Origin of the sequence: Kitasatospora sp. NBC_00458 (genome assembly GCF_036013975.1) — a bacterium.
Classification (GTDB): domain Bacteria; phylum Actinomycetota; class Actinomycetes; order Streptomycetales; family Streptomycetaceae; genus Kitasatospora.
Genome location: NZ_CP107904.1, coordinates 5,107,570 through 5,126,274 on the forward strand (window position 1 = coordinate 5,107,570; position 18,705 = coordinate 5,126,274).

Below are 18,705 nucleotides of genomic sequence, written 5' to 3' on the forward strand. Positions count from 1 at the left end.
TCAATCATCCGCCGTGCGCCGCATGATCCGCCAGGTCACTTCCAGCAGGATTCCGGCGACCAGCGCGATGCCGACGCCGATCCACGGGTCCCGGGTGCCGGACAGCGAGAGCTGGAAGAAGTCGGAGAGCCACGGCACGGTCAGCACCAGCGTGAACGCCCCGCACATCGTCCCGATCAGCAGCAGCCGCCACCAGTTGTACGGCCGGGCCACGATCGCCAGCACCCAGATCGCGACCAGGAAGAGCGTCAGGGTGGCCACGCTGGTGTCCGACTCCAGGTCGGTCGCGTGGTCCGCGCGGGCCAGCGCGTACGCGGTGAAGGTGGCCGTGCCGGCGATGACGCCGCCGGGGATCGCCAGCCGCAGCACCCGCCGGACGAAGCCCGTCCGGGCCCGTTCGTTGTTGGGCGCCAGTGCCAGGAAGAAGGCCGGGACGCCGATGGTGAGGGTGGAGAGCACGGTCGAGTGCCGCGGCAGGAACGGGTACGGCGAGTGGGTGAAGATCACCAGGAGCGCCAGCAGCACCGAGTAGACCGTCTTCACTAGGAAGAGCCCGGCCACCCGCTCGATGTTGCCGATCACCCGGCGGCCCTCGGCGACCACCGAGGGCATCGTCGCGAAGGAGTCGTTCAGCAGGACGATCTGCGCGACCGCCTTGGTGGCGTCGCTGCCGGTGCCCATCGCCACGCCGATGTCCGCGTCCTTGAGCGCCAGCACGTCGTTGACGCCGTCGCCGGTCATCGCCACGGTGTGCCCGCGCGACTGCAGCGCGCCGACCAGCTCGCGCTTCTGCTGCGGGGTGACCCGGCCGAAGACGGTGGTCCGCTCGGCGGTGTCGGCGAAGGCCTGCGGATCGGCGGGCAGGGTGCGCGCGTCCAGGGGGTGGTCGGCGCCGGGCAGGCCGAGGTGGGCGGCGACCGCACCGACCGAGACGGCGGCGTCACCCGAGATCACCTTGGCCTGGACGCGCTGGCTCTCGAAGTAGCGCAGGGTGTCGGCGGCGTCGTCGCGCAGCCGCTGCTGGAGCACCACCAGCGCGAGCGGCCGGAGGCCGGCGGCCGGGTCCGGGGCGTCCAGCGGCACGGCCGTGCGGCCGAGCAGCAGCACCCGCAGGCCCTGGGCGCCCAGCTCGTCGACCTCGGCCAGCGCCGGGTGGCCGGCCGGCAGCAGGACGTCCGGCGCGCCGAGCAGCCAGGTGGCCTCGCCGCCCTGCGGCTCCAGCAGCTGCACGCCGCTCCACTTGCGGGCGGAGGAGAAGGGCATCGCCTCGATCACCCGCCAGCCGCCGGTGCGCTCACCGCTGCCGTCGCCGTAGGCGTCGATCACGGCCCGCATGGACGGGTTGGGGCGGGCGTCGGCCCCGGCCATCATGCCCAGGGCCTGCTTGACGGTCTCCTTGACGGTGCCGCGGTCGTCCGGTCCGCCCCGGCCGCGGGGGGAGTCCCCGGGGCCGGCGGGGCGCCGTCCGTCCGGGGCGGGGGCGTCGGGGGCGGGGCCGTCCGGGAGGGGGTGGTCCGGGTCCTCGCCGGTGTCGATCAGGCGCAGGTCGACGACGTCCATGCCGCCCTCGGTCAGGGTGCCGGTCTTGTCCAGGCAGACGGTGTCCACCCGGGCCAGCCCCTCGATCGCGGGCAGCTCCTGCACCAGGCACTGCTTGCGGCCCAGCCGGACCACCCCGATCGCGAAGGCCACCGAGGTCAGCAGCACCAGCCCCTCGGGCACCATCGGCACGATCCCGGCGATCATCCGGCGGACCGCCTCCCGCCAGTCCCTGCCCTCCACCGCCAGCTGGCTGATGATCAGGCCGATCGCGGTGGGCACCAGCAGCCAGGTGATGAACCGCAGGATGCTGTCGATGCCGCTGCGCAGCTCCGACTTCACCAGGGTGAACCGGCTCGCCTCCTCGGCCAGCTGCGCCGCGTAGGCCTCGCGGCCGACCTTGGTGGCGGTGAACGCGCCCGCGCCGGCCACCACGAAGCTGCCGGACATCACCTGGTCGCCGGGCTGCTTGAGGACCGGGTCCGGTTCGCCGGTGAGCAGCGACTCGTCGATCTCCAGGCCGTCGGCCTCGGTGACCTCGCCGTCGACGATCACCTTGTCGCCGATGCCGAGCAGCACGGTGTCGTCCAGCACGATCCCGCCGACCGCGACCTGCTGGACGGTGCCGTCCCGGCGCACCTGGGGCTTGGCCTCGCCGATCAGCGCGAGGCTGTCCAGCGTCTTCTTCGCGCGCAGTTCCTGGATGATGCCGATCGCGGTGTTGGCGACGATGACCAGGCCGAAGAGTCCGTCCTGGAGCGGTCCGACGACCAGGATGATCCCGAACATCACGCCGATGATCGCGTTGAAGCGGGTGAAGACGTTGGCCCGGACGATCTCCCTGGTCGAGCGGCTGGAGCGGACCGGGACGTCGTTGACCTCGCCGCGGGCGACCCGTTCGGCCACCTCGGCGGAGGTCAGCCCGCCGCGCCGGCCGGGCAACAGCCCGAGCGGGTGGGCGCCCTCGGACTTCTCCTCGGTGGGCTGGTCCCCGGCAGGCTGGGCGGGCTGCGTCATGGCACCGACTCTACGGGTGCCTTATGTCCGATGCGTGCTACTAAAGGACTATTCAGTCCGACTGGGTGGCCGGGTCGGCGTCGTTCCCGTTCGGGCCCCGCTTCGGCGCCGCGGCGGCCCCGGCGAGGTCGGCCGTCCCGGCGGCCCGGCTGCGGGCGATGGCGTCCCGGCGGGCGCGGCAGTACCAGAGGCCGATCAGGCCGAGGCCGCTGCCGGCCAGGCAGATCCACGGCCAGTTGCCGTGGCCGTGGTCGGAGAGGGTGCCCCAGAAGGGGAGCATCACCAGGAAGGCGACGAACCACAGCACCGTGCCGCCGCCGACGATGGCGACATCGTTGGCCTCCAGCGGCGGGGGCGAGGGGTGCAGCGGCGTCTTCGGCATGGGCCCTAGGGTACGGTGCGGCGGGCGCTTGTCCGATTCCGTGCGGTCGCTGTTCCCCTGCTTTCCGGGAACCCCTTCGTTCTACGCGCGAAGATAGCGAACGGGCGATCGAGGAACCCATACTTGTGACTCCGGTCGGCCGCGGCATGCTCAGGACACCTTGCTTCGTGCCCGTCCCACCGGGTCGCCCGGCCACCGTCGCTCCGGGCGGGACCCCCCCTCCTCAGCCCCCACCAGAGGACGCAGCATGCCCGTGGCCCAGCCGACCGACGAGTCGCCCGAGCCCATTGCCGACGCGCCGAAGCCCCCGACCGGCGCACTGGACCGCTACTTCCGGATCAGCGAGCGCGGCTCCACCCTGCCGCGCGAGATCCGCGGCGGAATCGCCACCTTCTTCACCATGGCGTACATCCTGGTGCTGAACCCGATCATCCTGGCCAGCGCCACGGACATGACCGGCGCCCACCTCGACAGCGCCCAGCTGGTCACCGCCACCGCGCTCACCGCAGGCCTCACCACCCTGCTGATGGGCGTCATCGGCAACGTCCCGATCGGCCTGGCCGCCGGCCTCGGCGTCAACACCATCGTCGCCCTCCAGCTCGCGCCCAAGATGACCTGGCCCGACGCCATGGGCATGGTGGTGCTGGCCGGCTTCGCGATCATGCTCCTGGTCGCCACCGGGCTGCGCGAGCGCGTCATGAACGCCGTCCCGCTCGGCCTGCGCAAGGCCATCGCGATCGGCATCGGCCTCTTCATCTGCCTCGTCGGCCTGGTCGACTCCGGCTTCGTCAGCCGCATCCCGGACGCCGCCCACACCACCGTCCCGCTCCAGCTCGGCACCGGCGGCCACCTGCTCGGCTGGCCCGTCCTGGTCTTCGTGCTCGGCCTGCTGCTGACCCTGGTGCTGATCGTCCGCAAGGTGCCCGGAGCGATCCTGGTCTCCATCGCGGTGATGACCGTCCTCGCCGTCGTCATCGACAAGATAGCCGACATCCCGGCCCTCAACTGGGGCCTCGCCGTCCCCGCCTGGCCCGGCAACCCGGTCGCCGCCCCCGACTTCGGCCTCGTCGGCCAGGTCAGCCTGTTCGGCGGCTTCGAGAAGGTCGGCGTCCTCACCGGCGTGCTCTTCGTCTTCACCGTGCTGATGTCCTGCTTCTTCGACGCGATGGGCACCATCCTCGGCGTCGCCGACGAGGCCCACCTGCTGGACGAGAAGGGCGACCTGCCGGGCATCAACAAGGTCCTGATGATCGACGGCATCGCCACCGCCGCGGGCGGCGCCACCTCCTCCTCGGCCAACACCTGCTTCGTCGAGTCGACCGCGGGCGTCGGCGAGGGCGCCCGCACCGGCTTCGCCTCGATCGTCACCGGCGGCCTCTTCGTGGTGGCCCTCTTCCTCACCCCGCTCGCCACCATGGTCCCCGCCCAGGCCGCCACCCCCGCCCTGGTCGCCGTCGGCTTCCTGATCCTGGCCAACTCGGTCAAGGACATCGACTGGGCCGACTACACCATCGCGATCCCGGCCTTCCTGACCATCGTGATGATGCCGTTCACCTACTCCATCACCAACGGCATCGGGTTCGGCTTCATCACCTTCTGCATCCTCCGCGCGGCCGCCGGCCGCGGCCGCGAGGTCCCGGTGGCGCTGTACGCGGTCTCGGCCGTCTTCGCCTTCTACTACCTGATGCCGGCCCTGGGTCTGCTCTGACCCCGCCGAGCTCCCGACGGCCCCGCACCTCCACCGGTGCGGGGCCGTCGTCGTCGGAGCGTGCGAGGGCCACCAGTATTCGTCAGTCTGACGCGAATTTGCCGGAGTGGGCCGTTGAGGTCGCTCTGCTCTGCGATGCTGAAGGTCCGTCGAGAGGGGCCGCGGCCATGCAGTGGAAGATCCACGGGGAACGTCCGATCTACGAGAACCCATGGGTGGACCTGTGGCTGGCCGACGTCGAGCAGCCCGACGGTCACCGGTGGGAGCATCACGTGGTCAAGCTGCGGCACCTGGCTGTGGCTGCCATCGTGAACAGCGAGAAGCAGGTCCTCATGATGTGGCGGCACCGCTTCATCACCGACACCTGGGCCTGGGAACTCCCCATGGGCCTGATCGAGTCGGACGAGACGCCGGCGGACGCGGCGGCCCGCGAGGCGTTGGAAGAGACGGGCTGGACGGTCGGCGAGGTCAAGCCGCTGATCTACGCCCAGCCGGCGAACGGGATCACCGACTCCGAGCACTTCGTCTTCCGGGCCGACGCCGTCGAGTACGTCGGGCCGCCGACCGAACGCAACGAGTCCGACCGGATCGAGTGGGTCGCCCTGTCCGAGCTGCGCGGCATGATCGACCGCCGCGAGATCGTCAGCAGCGGCTCGCTGGTGGGCGTGCTCTACCTGCTGCTGGATGAGGCCGGACTCTGATCAGCTGCCCAACTCGGTGATACGACTGACCAGTTCCATCGCTGCCGGAGTGTGGCGGTACGGCTTGAGTGACCGGCGGAACTCTCGAAGGTGTGCGACCACCCTGGGAGACTCCACGATGGCCGCGAGGTCGAGTGCCTGTCCGGCCGTGGTGCAGGCCAACTCGACTTTGAGGCCCTGGAGTTGCGTCCGAGCAAGCCAGAACGTGTGGAACGCTCGGCCTCGCAGGTTCGCCGTCGGCTCGGCTCGCAGAGCCTCGGCGATGAGAGGTTCGGCCGCGGTCGCGTCTCCGAGTTGACCGAGTGCGATCCCGGTGTCCACGGTGAGCTTGGTGTGATCGAAGTACTGCAACCAGGCCGGATCGTCGTCGGACGGGGCAATGCGTCCGAAGTGGTGCTGTGCCTCGCCGATCGCCTCGTAGGTGGCGGCTTGGTCGTGGGCGCTGGCGTGGCCGAAGGCTTCACGCATGTAGAGCATGGCCAGCAGCCTGGGCGTGCCGCCGTCGAGGCGCGCGCTGTCCTGCGCGGCCCGCGCAAGCGTGACGGCGTCTTCGGCCTTGTCCTGGTAGGTGGCCTGAAGGCTGAGGCAGGCGAGCACGTTGGCGATGAACGGGCGGTCATCGATCTCCCGCGCCAGTCGCAGCGACTCGGTGAAGTAGCCCCGGGCCGCGCTGTGTTGGCGGGCATCGAAGTATGTCCATCCGGTGAGGCGTGCAAGTTCTGCCGCGATGCCGTGGAGGCTGTGCCGGAAGGCTGGGTCCGCGGTGTCCCGCAGTATGCCCTTGACGTACTTGAGCTGCCCGATCACCGCTGGACGGAGAGCTTCCCCGCCGTGCTCGTCATCGTGCCTCCAGTAGTCCTCGATGGACGCCTGGAGAGATCGCAGCATGGTGGGCGTGACCCTGGTACCGGCCGCGACGGCAAGGATTTCGTCCAGATCGCCGCTCGCCCCCGCCGCCACCGGCCGATCTTCTTGAACCGGCCGGGCCACCGCGGTCGGCTGACGCTGCTCGGGGACTGCCGGACGCTCCCAGCTTCGATCGGCGAGGCCGAGCATGTGTCCCGGGATCCTGAGGCCGTCGGCGATCCGCTCGATGACGTCCATGGTGGTGATCTTCGGCTTGCCACGCATGACCTCCCCGACCCTGCTGGGCGTCAGTTCGCAGGCCCGTGCGATGCGGGACGGATGAAATCCGCCTCTGCGCTTGGCAAGTTGGAAGATCTGGGCGAAGTCCCTGGCTGCGCAGGCGGAGACCATCTCGGGGTCTGCCAGCAGTCGGCTCGGCAACCCCGGAGAGGCTGTGGCCTCGCTCACGTTCGGCACCCCCGGACTCGGGAAGGTCATCGCTGAGTGTCACGTGGGATGACTGACCGCGAGTTTATCCACCGTGGGTACACGCGCTGGCCTTATCTCGAAAGGGGCCGTCTCGCGATTCTGGGATTCCTCCGGGAGAAGCCCGGAGCACCCGACCGAGACGGAGGCGGTCCGTGCTGATCAGTCCGCTGAACACCGCCCGGTTCCCGGTGCCGTACGAGTGGGGTGTGGAGCCCGATCCGGCCGCTGTCCCGCCGGCACGTCGCCTGGTCGTGGAGACCGCCCGGGACTGGAGCGTCCCGTTCTCGGACGACGCTTTGCGAGACGTGGACCTGTGCGCGGGCGAGTTGGTCGCCGACGCCGGCCTGCGGCCGGTCGCACCGTTCCCCCGGGGGCCGGTCGGCCTCCCCTGCACCACCGCGAATGACCGATGGAAGGAACACCACTGTGAGCACTGAGCCGAAGAAGCCGAAGCCGAAGCCCGAGGAGCGTCCGCCCGGCCCGTCGGCCCCGAACCACGGCGGTTCGGCGGCCTGAGCAAGCACACTCACCAGAAGCGAGAGAGGGGACGACCCATGGCATGGGGAACCGGCAAGGGTGGAAGCTCCGGCGGCGGTAAGCACGGTGGGGACAAGGACTTCAGCAAGGACAAGCCGTCGAAGGACGGCGCGCGACCGGAGCCGGAGCCGAAGCACAAGGGTGGCGACAAGAAGTGACGCTCGCCCGGCACGAGGAGCAGGCCGCTCTGCGCGGCCTGCTCCGCTCCGTCACTGACGATCTCGGCGGCGAGATCCGAGACGAGTGGGTCAAGGCGCTCACGGCCGTCCCCCGGCACCTGTTCATCCCGAACCGGATCTGGGTCGGCGAGAACAACGAGCCGCTGGACCGCGCCAATGACCCCACCGGATGGCTGAGCGCCGCGTACGCGAACGCCCCGGTGGTCACGCAGGTGAACGACGGGACCGACTCGGAGGACGGTGAGGTGTGGCCGTCGTCGTCGGCGTCGATGCCGTCGGTCGTGGTCCGCATGCTCGAAGACCTCGCTGTCCGTGAGGGCATGAAGGTGCTGGAGGTGGGGAGCGGCACCGGCTGGAACGCGGGCCTCCTCGCGTACCGCCTCGGCGATGCCAACGTGACCACGGTCGAAGTGGACGCCCGGGTGACCGCCGCCGCCCGGACCGCGCTCGGTCGGGCCGGGCTCCGTCCCGAGGTGGTCTGCGCCGACGGCGGCGCCGGATGGCCGGCCGGTCAGCCCTTCGACCGGATCATCTGTACCTGTGCCGTGAACCGTGTCCCGGGGGCGTGGCTCGATCAGGTGCGGCCCGGCGGGGTCATCCTCACGCCGTGGGAGAACCCGTGGATCGGCTGGGGCATGCTCCGCCTGACGGTGCGCGACGGGCTCGCCGAGGGCCGGTTCATGCCGTACGGCTCGTTCATGCTGATGCGCGGTCACCGGTCCGACCTGCGGATCTTCCGGGACGTGGTGCGCGATGACCACGTCCCGGACGAGTCGGCGACCGATCTGGACCCGTGGGCGGTCGCCGGCCAGGACCTCGATGCCCAGTTCGCCGTCGGCTCCCGGCTCGGGGATGTCTGGCACGCCCGCCAGCATGACCCGGACGTCGACGGGGTGGCGGTTCGGCTGTGGCTCGCCACCACCGACGCGTCGTCCTGGGCGGCCGTGGACTGGGACGGCGCCGAGGACGTCGAGCGCTTCACCGTGTGGCAGTACGGTCCGCGGCGATTGTGGGACGAGACCGAGGCCGCCTACCGCTGGTGGCTCGACCAGGGGCGTCCCGGTCCAGATCGGTTCAGCCTCACGGCGACCCGGGACGGACAGAGCGTCTGGCTCGACACGCCTGCCAACCTCGTCCGGGACGGGGATGGTTCTCCCGCAGCGCCGCAGAGCAGAGTTCGGGGGCCTCGATAGCTGCGGCCACGCATACCCTCCCGCGACCGGGGAGGAGGGGCGGCGAGCCGCTTCGTCGACCGGCCCCGGCCCCGGCCCCGGCCCCGGCGCCGCGGGGCGCCGGGGCCGGTGGCTTGCGGGGCGCCCCTCCGGTCGGGCCCCGCACCTCCACCGGTGCGGGGCCGTCGTCGTCCCGGAGGGGCGGGTGGTGGTTGTGACCGGGGAATCCGCGGTGGTCGGGTCGTCACCGGTACTGTGGGCGGGCGGTGGTGGGTGAAGGGGAGCGATGGGCATGGACGAGCGGGACGAGTTCGGCGAGGAGGAGGGGCAGCCGACCGATCCCGAGGCGGAGCGGCTCGGCAAGCGGGTCGAGTTCCTGTTCGCGTACGTGCAGCCGCTCGGGCGGCGCTACACCCTCCAGGAAGTGGTGGACGGGATCCGCGAGGCGGCCCGGCACGGTGACCCGAAGATCTCGGTCGGGCGGCTGTGGACGCTGGTCAAGGGGCGGGCCGGCAACCCCACCGTGGGCACCCTCCGTGCGCTGGGCGACTTCTTCGGCGTGCCGCAGGCGTACTTCATCGACGACGAGGTGGCGGACCGGGTGGCGGCGCAGCTGGAGCTGATCGCGGCGATGCGGGCCAACGACGTCCGCTCGGTGGCGCTCCGGGCGGCCGCGGTGGCCACCATGTCGACCCACGGGGTCGACGCCGTACGGTCGTTGGTGGAGCGCAGCGGGCTGCTGGAGGCGGAGGCGGCGGCTGGTGGATCGCATGCGGAAAAGCCGGACACCGGGCCGGGTCCGCTCGTCTAGACTCCGCTCGGGGACGTCGCCCGCGGGTGCTGCGGGCGGGTGTGCGGGGGGACGCGGGGGCGCGGATGGAGCAACGGGAGTGGCGCGGGTTCAAGGCGCGCTGTGACGCCCTGATCGGGCAGTTGGACGTCCCGGCGCGGTACACGGTCGAGAGCCTGGCCGACGCCGTGGCCCGGTGGCGTGGCCGGCCGCTGCGGCTGATCCCGCTGCCGAGGGCGGACGCGCGCGGGTCGGGGATCTGCGGGGCGTGGATCGCCCTCGGCGAATCCGACCACGTCTACTACTCGGCGGTCACCAGCCCGGTGCACCAGGCCCACATCGTGCTGCACGAGCTGGCGCACATCCTGCTGGACCACCGGCAGGGCGGTGAGCCGGACCACGAGGGACTGCGGCGGCTCTTCCCCGACCTGGACCCGGCGATGGCGGCCCGGCTGCTGGCCCGGGACCGCACCCGGACGACCACCGGCCAGGAGCGGGAGGCCGAGCTGCTGGCCTCCCTGATGTGGCAGCACTTCGACAGCGTCCCGGCGGCCCGCCCGGGCGCCTCGCGCGAGTCGGCCGACACGCTGTCCCTGGTGATCTGCACGTTCGCCGACGCCTACGAGTGGAGGGGGCCGGTTGAGGCCGTTTGACCTGGTGGCTCTGCCGTTGTGGCTGCTGGCCCTGTACGGCCTCCGCAACTGGAGTTCCCGGCCCCGGCGCAACCGGGTGCTGTCGGCGATGTGGGCCTGTTGGGCGCTGTCGGCGACGCTGGGGGCACCGGTGGTGCGGCGGGCGGTCGACGCCGTGCTCGGCATCGACAGCGGCACCAACCTGCTGGTGCACGTGATGGGGCTGGGCGGGACGGCGGCCATGCTGGAGTTCGTGCGGGAGATGACGGGGAGGGCGCCGGAGCGGGTGTCCCGGTTGAACCTGGCCGGGCTGGCGACCGCCTCGGTCGCCCTGGCGGCCTCGTTCGCGGTGATGCCGAGGCCGGACGGCGAGGTCGATCTGCTGACGTACAGTCGGCACTCGACGGCCGGCTTCCTGTACTGGATGGTGCTGACCGGTGGCATGGCGATCGGCCTGGCGGCGGCCGCGCGGCTCTGCTGGGTGCCCGGGGAGCACATCGGGCCCGGTTCGGCGCGGACCTCGCTCTGGCTGCTGCGCGTCTCCACGGTGCTCGCCACGGCCTACCTGGTGCACCGGTTGGCCTGTGTGACGGCGAGCCGGTTCGACCGGCCGTGGCTGGCCCCGGCGGCCGTGGCGGGCACGACACAGATCCTGCTGGCGCTCACCGTGGTGCTGTTCGGGCTCGCGGTGGTCTGGCCGTCCCTGGCCGAGTACCAGCAGAAGCGCGCCACCGCGCGGCAGGCCGACCGGATCGCGCCGCTCTGGCGGCTGTTGCAGACGGCGACGCCCGAGGTGGCCCTGCCGCTGCCGGAGGAGCTGCGGCGCAACAACCCCCGCCTGCGGCTGTACCGCTACGTGATCGAGATCCGGGACAGCGCGCTCGCGCTGGAGGGGCACGTCGGAGCGGCGCATCCGGCGGCCGCGTCGGCGGGGCTGGAGGCGGCCGGGCTCACCGGTGACCGGCTGGCCGCGGCGATCGAGGCCGTCCTGCTGCGCCATGCGGTGTCGTGCGAACTCGCCGGGAGGCACGGGCGGTTCGGAAGCCGCCCGGAGGGCCGGGAGGACTTGGACCTGGATGCCGAGATCCGCTGGTTCGAGCGGGTGGCGGCGGTGGTGGAGCTCCCCGCGGTGGTGGCCGTCGCCCGGAGCCTGGACGCCGTGCCCGGCGCGCCGGTGAGCGGCGCGCCGGGCGACGGCGGTGTGCGGGGCGGTGGTGTGCAGGGGCGGGGTGACGGCGTCAGCGGGGCTGGCCCCAGTCGAGCTTGACGAGGGAGCCGTCGTCGTTGCGGAGGTGGAACTGTGCGGTGGAGGGGCGCCAGATGCCGACGTTGGTGGCGGGGGCGCCGTTTCCGCCGTCGAAGTTGGCGGCGACGGGGAGGTCTCCTGCCTGGCCCCAGTCGAGCTTGACGAGGCTGCCGTCGTCGTTGCGGAGGTGGAACTGTCCGGTGGAGGGGCGGAAGACGCCGATGTTGTCGGGGCCGGAGCCGTCGAAGTTGCCGCTGATGGGGAGGTCTCCTGCCTGGCCCCAGTCGAGCTTGACGAGGGAGCCGTCGTCGTTGCGGAGGTGGAACTGTCCGGTGGAGGGGCGGAAGATGCCGACGTTGCCGGCGGGGCCGCCGTCCCAGTTCCCGGCGATGGGGAGGTCTCCTGCCTGGCCCCAGTCGAGCTTGACGAGGCTGCCGTCGTCGTTGCGGAGGTGGAACTGTCCGGTGGAGGGTCGGAAGATGCCGATGTTGTCGGGGCCGGAGCCGTCGAAGTTGGCGGAGACGGGGAGGTCTCCTGCCTGGCCCCAGTCGAGCTTGACGAGGGAGCCGTCGTCGTTGCGGAGGTGGAACTGTCCGGTGGAGGGTCGGAAGACACCGACGTTGCCGGCCGGGCCGCCGTCCCAGTTCCCCGCCACCGGCTGGTCGCCGGCGCCGGATGCGCTGCCGAGCAGGGCCCTGACGATGCGCTCGCCGTCGGCGGCCTGCGGCTGGTACTTGGCGGGGAAGGCGGATATCTGGACGGCCTGGCAGACCTCGCCGATCGGCCGCGTCTGCCAGTTGCTCACCCGGAGCATCGAGTTGAGGAAGGCGGTGGTCGCCCAGGTCGGGTTCATCCGGTTCTCGAACGAGCCCCAGCTGGCCCGCTGCTGGAACAGGCCGACGCTGTCGTGGTCCTCCGTGTTGGGGTTGTTGCGCAGGGTCGTCTCGACGATGGAGGTGGTCACGGCGATGACGGCGGCGCGCTCGGGGAGGCCGCGGCTCTGGACGGTGTTGACGATCGCGCGGGCGCAGGAGAGCCGGTAGGGCGTCATCCAGTTGTGGAGCGTGCCGGTGAGGGTGGGGTTGAGCGCGTCGACGACGGCCTGGTCGGTGCTCTTGACCGGGCCGCAGGAGTAGTCCGCGGCGGCGGTGACGGCGGCCGGGTTGGAGAGGTCCACCCCGGCGGCCTGGGCGGCCGGGGCGGTCGCGAGGAGGCCGGCGGCGAGGGCGGCGGTGACGGTGGCCGCGGCGAGGTGGTGGCGCAGGGTGCGGTTCACGGTGAAGTACTCGTCCTTCGTGGGGAGTTCGGTCGGGGGGCGCCGGATGCGCTCCCCCGTGCGCGCGGCAGGCGGCCGCGCGCACGGGGGAGGTGGTCAGCGGGGCTGGCCCCAGTCGAGCTTGACGAGGGAGCCGTCGTCGTTGCGGAGGTGGAACTGTGCGGTGGAGGGGCGCCAGATGCCGACGTTGGTGGCGGGGGCGCCGTTTCCGCCGTCGAAGTTGGCGGCGACGGGGAGGTCTCCTGCCTGGCCCCAGTCGAGCTTGACGAGGCTGCCGTCGTCGTTGCGGAGGTGGAACTGTCCGGTGGAGGGGCGGAAGACGCCGATGTTGTCGGGGCCGGAGCCGTCGAAGTTGCCGCTGATGGGGAGGTCTCCTGCCTGGCCCCAGTCGAGCTTGACGAGGGAGCCGTCGTCGTTGCGGAGGTGGAACTGTCCGGTGGAGGGGCGGAAGATGCCGACGTTGCCGGCGGGGCCGCCGTCCCAGTTCCCGGCGATGGGGAGGTCTCCTGCCTGGCCCCAGTCGAGCTTGACGAGGCTGCCGTCGTCGTTGCGGAGGTGGAACTGTCCGGTGGAGGGTCGGAAGATGCCGATGTTGTCGGGGCCGGAGCCGTCGAAGTTGGCGGAGACGGGGAGGTCTCCTGCCTGGCCCCAGTCGAGCTTGACGAGGGAGCCGTCGTCGTTGCGGAGGTGGAACTGTCCGGTGGAGGGTCGGAAGACACCGACGTTGCCGGCCGGGCCGCCGTCCCAGTTCCCCGCCACCGGCTGGTCGCCGGTGGTCTGCGGCGGCTGCCCGTCGTCGACGATGCTGTTGTTGCGCGCCGGCTTGAAGGTGCCGTGGCCGGAGAAGTAGGGGTACGGGATCGTGCGGTGCTGCACCCCGCTGCCGGTGAACTCGTAGCCGTAGTACGAGCCCTTCGAGGAGTCCACCCAGCCCTCGAAGAGGACGATGTGGCCGTCGTAGCCGGCCGCGTCGTTGAGCAGGGCGTCGCCCGGCTTCAGGTCGCCCTTGCTGATCCAGGAGGCGACCCCGCTCGGGACGAAGCTGGTGGTGTCGAGCCCCGGGGTGCCCAGGCGCCACGCCATCGAGGCGTAGCCGGAGCAGTCCTTGCGGTACCCCTGGTAGGTCTCACCGGTCTTGGTGTACTTGAGTCCGATGCCGTACCAGGAGGCGGCGCGGCTGATCACCTCGCTCCGGCCGATCCTCGGCCCGGCGGCCTGGGCGAGCGCCACGGACGGGCCCTGGCCGGCACCGCCCTTGTCGAGGTCCTGGACGGCGGTCGCGGACGGGGGCGCGTCGTGCTGGGCGGCGAAGGCCGGGGTGGCGGCGACGACGCCGGCGATCAGGGCGGCGGCGGCCGCGACGGCCAGCCCCCGGTTCAGGGCGTGCGTGGTGGACATGAAGGGTTCTCCCCTGGAGCGACGGATGTGGGAATGCGGTGGGCCTGCCCTTCGGGCGGGCCGTTCGTGACCTGCGCCCCGTGGTGTCCGCGGGGCCCCCGATGCCGATGTGACGGCGGGTCACTTACGAGCATCATTCATGCGTCGCTCAGGAGGGGTCAATCTTTAGTGAAAATGATCAACGAGCTCGCTGGCGCGATTTACGCGCGTTGACTCGGCGCTTTATGAGGCCTTGTCCGCACAAAATATCGAGAGCCGCAGGCGGCTGACGATGCGCCTGCGGCTCTCTTCTGGCTTGAATTTTTTCACTATGAGTTCACTGTGGAGGGCTGGGGGCGCCCTCGGCGGGACTAGTGGACGCAGAACTCGTTGCCCTCGGGGTCCTGCATGACGACCCAGGAGCCGGCGGGCTGGTCCACGCGGTCGAGGACGGTGGCGCCGAGGGTCTGGAGGCGCTCGACGGTGGCCTCGCGGGTGCCGGGTTCGCTGTGGACGTCGAGGTGGAGGCGGTTCTTGCCCTGCTTCGCTTCGGGGACCTGCTGGAAGAGGATCCGGCGGCCGAGACCGGTGTCGGTGGCGGGGTCGTGCGGGTCGCCGGGGTGGCGGACGGCGGCCAGGGTGCGCCAGGCGTGGCGGCCGTCGACCTCGGTCACGAGGTCCGGGCCGGCGGCCCCGGCGGCGAGCAGGCGCTCGATCAGGGAGCTGTGGTCCTCGACGGTGTAGTCGAGTGCGGCGGCCCAGAAGGCGGCCTGGCGGTGCGGTTCGGCGCAGTCGATGACGAGCTTCCAGTGCAGGGGCATGTAACCGGTTATACCGGTAGTCGTGGCCGACGGGCAATCACCCGCCGCCGGGCGGTGTCAAAAAGGTGCCCGTGTAGGGCAGTTGGTGGAGGGAATACTCGCTGGACGGATAGCGTCGAGGGGGAACGACTGATGGTGCGAGAGGATCCGCCGGCGGGGGTCGAGGCACAGCTGCTGCCGGAGCTGTTCCGGACGGCCGACGAGGCGTCCCTGGAGGGGCAGCAGCAGACGCTGCGCTGGTACCGGGGTCTGATCGGGATGCTGGTGATCGCGGCGGCGATCGGGTCGCTGCCGGGCCCGGACGACCGCGGGGAGCCGGACGTCATCCCCCTCTTCTCGGTGGCCGCCTTCCTGATCGCCGGCTACTTCTGGTCACGGCTGCGCCGCAGCAACCCGCAGGGCCGGTGGTACGAGGCGCGGGCGGCGGCCGAGTCGGTGAAGACGCTGGCCTGGAAGTACTCGGTGCGGGCCAGGCCGTTCGAGGGTGACGCGGACTCGGCCGACGTCGACCGCGGCTACCTGCTCCAGGTGGAGGACGTGCTGAGGGCGTTCGAGGACCCGGAGATCGTGCCGGCGGGCACCGTCCCCGAGATCACGCCGGAGATGCGCCGGGTGCGGGCGGAGTCGCTGACCGCCCGGCGGACGCTCTACCTCCGCACCCGGGTGGAGGGGCAGCGGACCTGGTACCGCTCGCGGGCCGAGTCCTGCGAGTCCCAGGCGGTCTCCTGGGGGCTGGGCATAGCGACGCTGATCATCATCGGTGCCGCGGCGGCGATCGCGCAGGCGACCGGCGCGCTGGAGGTGCACGTCTTCGGGGCGAGCTCGGCGGCGGCCGCGGCGATCATCGCCTGGACCCAGCTGAAGCAGCTCCGCCCGCTGGCGGCGGCGTACCAGCTGGCGGCGCGCGAGCTGGAGAACGTCGGCAACCAGCTCTCGGACCTCGACGTGCGGGCGCCCGACGCCGAGCAGCGGTGGGCCCGGCTGGCGGCCGAGGCGGAGGACGCGGTGTCGCGCGAGCACACCACCTGGCGGGCTCGCCGCGCCTTCCCGCGCTGAGCGGACGGGGCGGGGCGGCCGGGGCGGGGCCAGGACGGGGGCGCGGGAGGAGGGGTCGCCCGGGCGTGGACGCGGCCGGGGCCGGAGGCGCTCCGGCCGGGAGGCCCGACCGGGTCAGGACTCCAGGGGCGCTAGACCGAACGGGTGGCCGGCCGGGTCGATCAGGACCTTGAGGGTGCGGCCGTGCTGGTACGTGGGTTCGGTCGCGCCGAGGGCCAGCGCGCGGGCGGTGGTCTCCTCCAGGTCGTCGACGTAGAAGTCCAGGTGGAAGTGCTTGCCGCCGTCCGGTTCGGTCCAGGGCTCCGGACGGTAGCCGTTGACGCGCCCGAAGCCGAGCGGGCTGCCGCCCTCCGGGTTGTCCAGGATCGCGAACTGCTCGTCCACGTGCCGGGTCTCCCACCCGAGCAGCTCGCCGTAGAAGGCGGCCAGCGCGACCGGGTCGGCGCAGTCGATGGTGACCATGGCGAGGCGGGCGAAGCCGGTGTCGTTCTGCTCGGTGGCGAGGTCGGACATGGTCTGGTCGGCCCTTCTCCTGTGGGGCGGGCGGGTAACCCGTACGTCCAGCATCCCGCTCGGCGCGGCAGGCGGCACGGCGGACGGCCGGTGGGCGGCGGACGGCGGGCGGGCGGACGGCCGGTGGGCGGTGTGACTCCCGGGGCGGGTGGGAAACCGATTTTCTTTAGCGAGAGTAATGACATAGGCTAAAGAACATGCCCGAGATGTCCGAGCAGGACCTCGCAGCCGTCAGTCAGCTGCGGTCGTCCGCCATGCGCCTCTCCCGTCGCCTGCGTCACCAGCGGGTCGAGGAGTCGCTCAGCCCTACCGAGATCGGAGTGCTGGGCACCCTCGCACGGTGCGGGAAGGCCACGCCGGGTGAGCTCGCCCGGAAGGAGCACGTACAGCCGCCCTCGATGACCAGGATCGTCGCGATGCTGGAGGAGAAGGGCCTGGTGCGGCGCGAGCCGCACCCGGAGGACCGCCGCCAGGTGGTCGTCAGCAGTACCGAAGAGGCCGAGGCGATCCTCGCGGAGAGCCGCAGCCGCCGGAACGCCTGGCTCGCCGAGCTCGCCCAGGGGCTCGACGAGGAGGAGTGGGCCGTCCTCCGCGAGGCCGCGCCCGTGCTCTACAAGCTCGCACACCTCTAGGCACAGCCATTCCGGTCAGCCGCCGGGGGACGAAGGAGAACCGCATCACCGCAGGACCGATCACCGGAACCAGGAGCGCGACGGCCATGCCACGGGCCGTCGCGCCGCGAGGGGAGACCACCGTGACACCGCCGGCCGCAGCCAGCGCCGCCGCCATCCGTACCGACGAACCGACCACCGACCCCGCCGCGGCGAGCGCCGCGGCCGCCGACACCCGGGCACCCGCTCCGACGGGCCTGCCGGGCAGCGGCGACGACGACCCCGACGAACGCACCGCGGCGGACGACCCCGCCGCTCACGGCGGCGCCCGCCCGTCGCCCGCCGCCACCCCGGCGGCGTACCCCGCCCGGTCCCTCCCGGTGACCGCGGCCTCCGCGACCCCCGCCGTCCCGACGGCCGCGGAGCCGGACGCCGCGCCCTCGAAGGCCGCCCCGGCGGCGGGCACCGACTCGCCGACCGGCGCCCGCTTCACCCGGCCCGGGGGGATGTTCTCCTCCCTGCGCGTGCGCAACTACCGCTACTACTTCGCGGGCCAGGTGGTGTCCAACACCGGCACCTGGATGCAGCGGATCGCCCAGGACTGGCTCGTGCTCAGCCTCACCGGCAGCCCGCTCGCCGTCGGCATCACCACCGCCATGCAGTTCCTGCCGATGCTGCTGCTCGGCCTGTTCGGCGGCGTGCTCGCGGACCGGATGCCCAAGCGCCGGCTGCTGATCTACACCCAGGGCGCGATGGGCCTGCTGGCCGCCGGCCTCGCCGTGCTGACCGTCGGCGGCGTCGTGACGCCGTACTACGTGTACGTCTTCGCGCTGCTGCTCGGCCTGGTCACCGTGGTGGACAACCCGACCCGGCAGGCCTTCGTCTCCGAGATGGTCGGCCCGAAGGACCTCGCCAACGCGGTCAGCCTGAACGCCGCCAACTTCCAGACCGCCCGGCTGGTCGGCCCCGCCGTGGCGGGCCTGCTGATCGCCGCGGTCGGCAGCGGCTGGGCGTTCGCGGTGAACGCGCTCTCCTTCGCCGCCGTGATCGGCGGGCTGCTGGCCATGCGGCCGGCCGAACTGCGGCCGACCGCGCCGATCGCCCGCGAGAAGGGGCAGTTGCGCGAGGGCCTGCGGTACGTGAAGGAGCGGCCGGAGCTGCTCTTCCCGATGGTGCTGGCCGGGTTCATCGGCACCTTCGGCTTCAACTTCCCGACGCTGCTCTCCGGCTTCGCCTCCGACACCTTCCACGTCGGCGCCGGGCAGTACGGCCTGCTGAACACCGCGATGGCGGTCGGCTCGCTGACCGGCGCGCTGATCGCGGCCCGCCGGGGAGCGCCGAGGCTGCGCCGGCTCGTGGGCGCCGCGCTGGCCTTCGGGCTGCTGGAGGTGGTGGCCGCGTTCGCGCCCGGCTACTGGACCTTCGCCGCGCTGCTCACCCTGATCGGGGTGTTCGGGCTGAGCTTCAACACCTCGGTCAACGCCGCGCTGCAGCTGGCCACCGAGCCGGCGATGCGGGGCCGGGTGATGGGCCTGCTGGTGCTGGTCTTCACCGGCGGCACGCCGATCGGCGCGCCGATCGTGGGCTGGGTGACCGCCTCGTACGGGCCCCGGCTCGGCCTGCTGGCCTGCGGACTGGTCTCCGCGCTGGCGGCCGGTGTGGTCGGCCTGGTGCTGGCCCGCAGCGCCGACCTGCGGCTCCGCTTCGACCTGCACCCGGGGCACGGCGGACGCGTGGTGGCCTTCGTGCCGCGGACCGCGGCCCCGGCCAGGTCCGAGCTGGCGGCGGCCTGCTGATGCCGGGGCGGCCCGGA

Annotated in this window: 17 protein-coding genes; 10 read left to right on the forward strand and 7 right to left on the reverse strand. The window is 72.0% G+C overall.

The annotated features are described in order from the left end of the window. Together OG550_RS21295 and OG550_RS21300 are read right to left on the reverse strand one after the other, a co-directional pair. Nucleotides 1-2,556 (reverse strand): HAD-IC family P-type ATPase, encoded by a 2,556-nt coding sequence (locus OG550_RS21295; RefSeq protein WP_327679875.1) that lies wholly within the window; start codon nucleotides 2,554-2,556, stop codon nucleotides 1-3. A 52-nt stretch (nucleotides 2,557-2,608) separates the two neighbouring features. Beyond that, complete coding sequence (locus OG550_RS21300) at nucleotides 2,609-2,938, reverse strand: DUF2530 domain-containing protein (RefSeq protein WP_327679877.1); 330 nt, start codon at nucleotides 2,936-2,938, stop codon at nucleotides 2,609-2,611. A 247-nt stretch (nucleotides 2,939-3,185) separates the two neighbouring features. Here OG550_RS21300 and OG550_RS21305 point away from each other — a divergent pair, with 247 nt between their 5' ends. Together OG550_RS21305 and OG550_RS21310 are read left to right on the forward strand one after the other, a co-directional pair. Beyond that, nucleotides 3,186-4,646 (forward strand): NCS2 family permease, encoded by a 1,461-nt coding sequence (locus tag OG550_RS21305; protein WP_327679879.1) that lies wholly within the window; start codon nucleotides 3,186-3,188, stop codon nucleotides 4,644-4,646. Nucleotides 4,647-4,813: 167 nt separating this feature from the next. Next, nucleotides 4,814-5,347 carry an NUDIX hydrolase gene (locus OG550_RS21310; RefSeq protein WP_327679881.1) on the forward strand — a complete coding sequence of 178 codons (534 nt, stop codon included), beginning with the start codon at nucleotides 4,814-4,816 and terminating at the stop codon, nucleotides 5,345-5,347. Here OG550_RS21310 and OG550_RS21315 read toward each other — a convergent pair whose 3' ends face one another. Next, the gene (locus OG550_RS21315) at nucleotides 5,348-6,661 is read right to left on the reverse strand and encodes a hypothetical protein (protein WP_327679883.1); all 1,314 of its coding nucleotides are present in this window, start codon (nucleotides 6,659-6,661) and stop codon (nucleotides 5,348-5,350) included. Nucleotides 6,662-7,236: 575 nt separating this feature from the next. Here OG550_RS21315 and OG550_RS21320 point away from each other — a divergent pair. From OG550_RS21320 to OG550_RS21340, 5 genes are all read left to right on the forward strand, one after another. After that, a complete protein-coding gene (locus tag OG550_RS21320; protein WP_327679885.1) occupies nucleotides 7,237-7,377 on the forward strand; it encodes a hypothetical protein in 141 nt (46 codons plus the stop codon). Then, entirely contained in the window at nucleotides 7,374-8,591 is a 1,218-nt protein-coding gene (locus tag OG550_RS21325; protein ID WP_327679886.1) for a methyltransferase domain-containing protein, read from the forward strand. The genes OG550_RS21320 and OG550_RS21325 overlap by 4 nt, the downstream gene beginning before the upstream one ends. Nucleotides 8,592-8,862: 271 nt before the next feature. Further along, nucleotides 8,863-9,381: a hypothetical protein gene (locus OG550_RS21330; protein WP_327679888.1), complete on the forward strand. Its 519-nt coding sequence runs from the start codon at nucleotides 8,863-8,865 to the stop codon at nucleotides 9,379-9,381. Nucleotides 9,382-9,446: 65 nt separating this feature from the next. Further along, nucleotides 9,447-10,013: a hypothetical protein gene (locus OG550_RS21335; protein ID WP_327679890.1), complete on the forward strand. Its 567-nt coding sequence runs from the start codon at nucleotides 9,447-9,449 to the stop codon at nucleotides 10,011-10,013. Continuing rightward, on the forward strand, nucleotides 10,000-11,259 hold the full coding sequence (locus tag OG550_RS21340) for an MAB_1171c family putative transporter (protein WP_327679892.1): 1,260 nt from the start codon (nucleotides 10,000-10,002) through the stop codon (nucleotides 11,257-11,259). Before OG550_RS21335 ends, OG550_RS21340 begins: the two co-directional genes overlap by 14 nt. Here the strand turns inward: OG550_RS21340 and OG550_RS21345 are convergent. The 3 genes from OG550_RS21345 to OG550_RS21355 form a co-directional block, all read right to left on the reverse strand. Beyond that, nucleotides 11,231-12,514, reverse strand: coding sequence for a hypothetical protein (locus OG550_RS21345; RefSeq protein WP_327679894.1), 1,284 nt, complete (start codon nucleotides 12,512-12,514; stop codon nucleotides 11,231-11,233). The two genes, OG550_RS21340 and OG550_RS21345, sit on opposite strands and share 29 nt — an antisense overlap. 96 nt (nucleotides 12,515-12,610) lie before the next feature. Next, nucleotides 12,611-13,912, reverse strand: coding sequence for a hypothetical protein (locus OG550_RS21350; RefSeq protein ID WP_327679895.1), 1,302 nt, complete (start codon nucleotides 13,910-13,912; stop codon nucleotides 12,611-12,613). Between the two features lie 350 nt (nucleotides 13,913-14,262). After that, nucleotides 14,263-14,712: a VOC family protein gene (locus OG550_RS21355; protein WP_327679896.1), complete on the reverse strand. Its 450-nt coding sequence runs from the start codon at nucleotides 14,710-14,712 to the stop codon at nucleotides 14,263-14,265. A gap of 132 nt (nucleotides 14,713-14,844) precedes the next feature. Here OG550_RS21355 and OG550_RS21360 point away from each other — a divergent pair, with 132 nt between their 5' ends. Continuing rightward, the gene (locus tag OG550_RS21360) at nucleotides 14,845-15,768 is read left to right on the forward strand and encodes a DUF4231 domain-containing protein (RefSeq protein WP_327679898.1); all 924 of its coding nucleotides are present in this window, start codon (nucleotides 14,845-14,847) and stop codon (nucleotides 15,766-15,768) included. A 114-nt stretch (nucleotides 15,769-15,882) separates the two neighbouring features. Here the strand turns inward: OG550_RS21360 and OG550_RS21365 are convergent, their stop codons facing one another. After that, on the reverse strand, nucleotides 15,883-16,281 hold the full coding sequence (locus OG550_RS21365) for a VOC family protein (RefSeq protein WP_327679900.1): 399 nt from the start codon (nucleotides 16,279-16,281) through the stop codon (nucleotides 15,883-15,885). Between the two features lie 197 nt (nucleotides 16,282-16,478). Between OG550_RS21365 and OG550_RS21370 the strand changes: the two genes are divergently transcribed. Both OG550_RS21370 and OG550_RS21375 read left to right on the forward strand, forming a co-directional pair. Next, nucleotides 16,479-16,913, forward strand: a complete 435-nt coding sequence (locus OG550_RS21370; protein WP_327679903.1) for a MarR family winged helix-turn-helix transcriptional regulator — start codon at nucleotides 16,479-16,481, stop codon at nucleotides 16,911-16,913. An 86-nt stretch (nucleotides 16,914-16,999) separates the two neighbouring features. Beyond that, nucleotides 17,000-18,688 carry an MFS transporter gene (locus OG550_RS21375; RefSeq protein WP_442906046.1) on the forward strand — a complete coding sequence of 563 codons (1,689 nt, stop codon included), beginning with the start codon at nucleotides 17,000-17,002 and terminating at the stop codon, nucleotides 18,686-18,688. Nucleotides 18,689-18,705 lie beyond the last annotated feature (17 nt).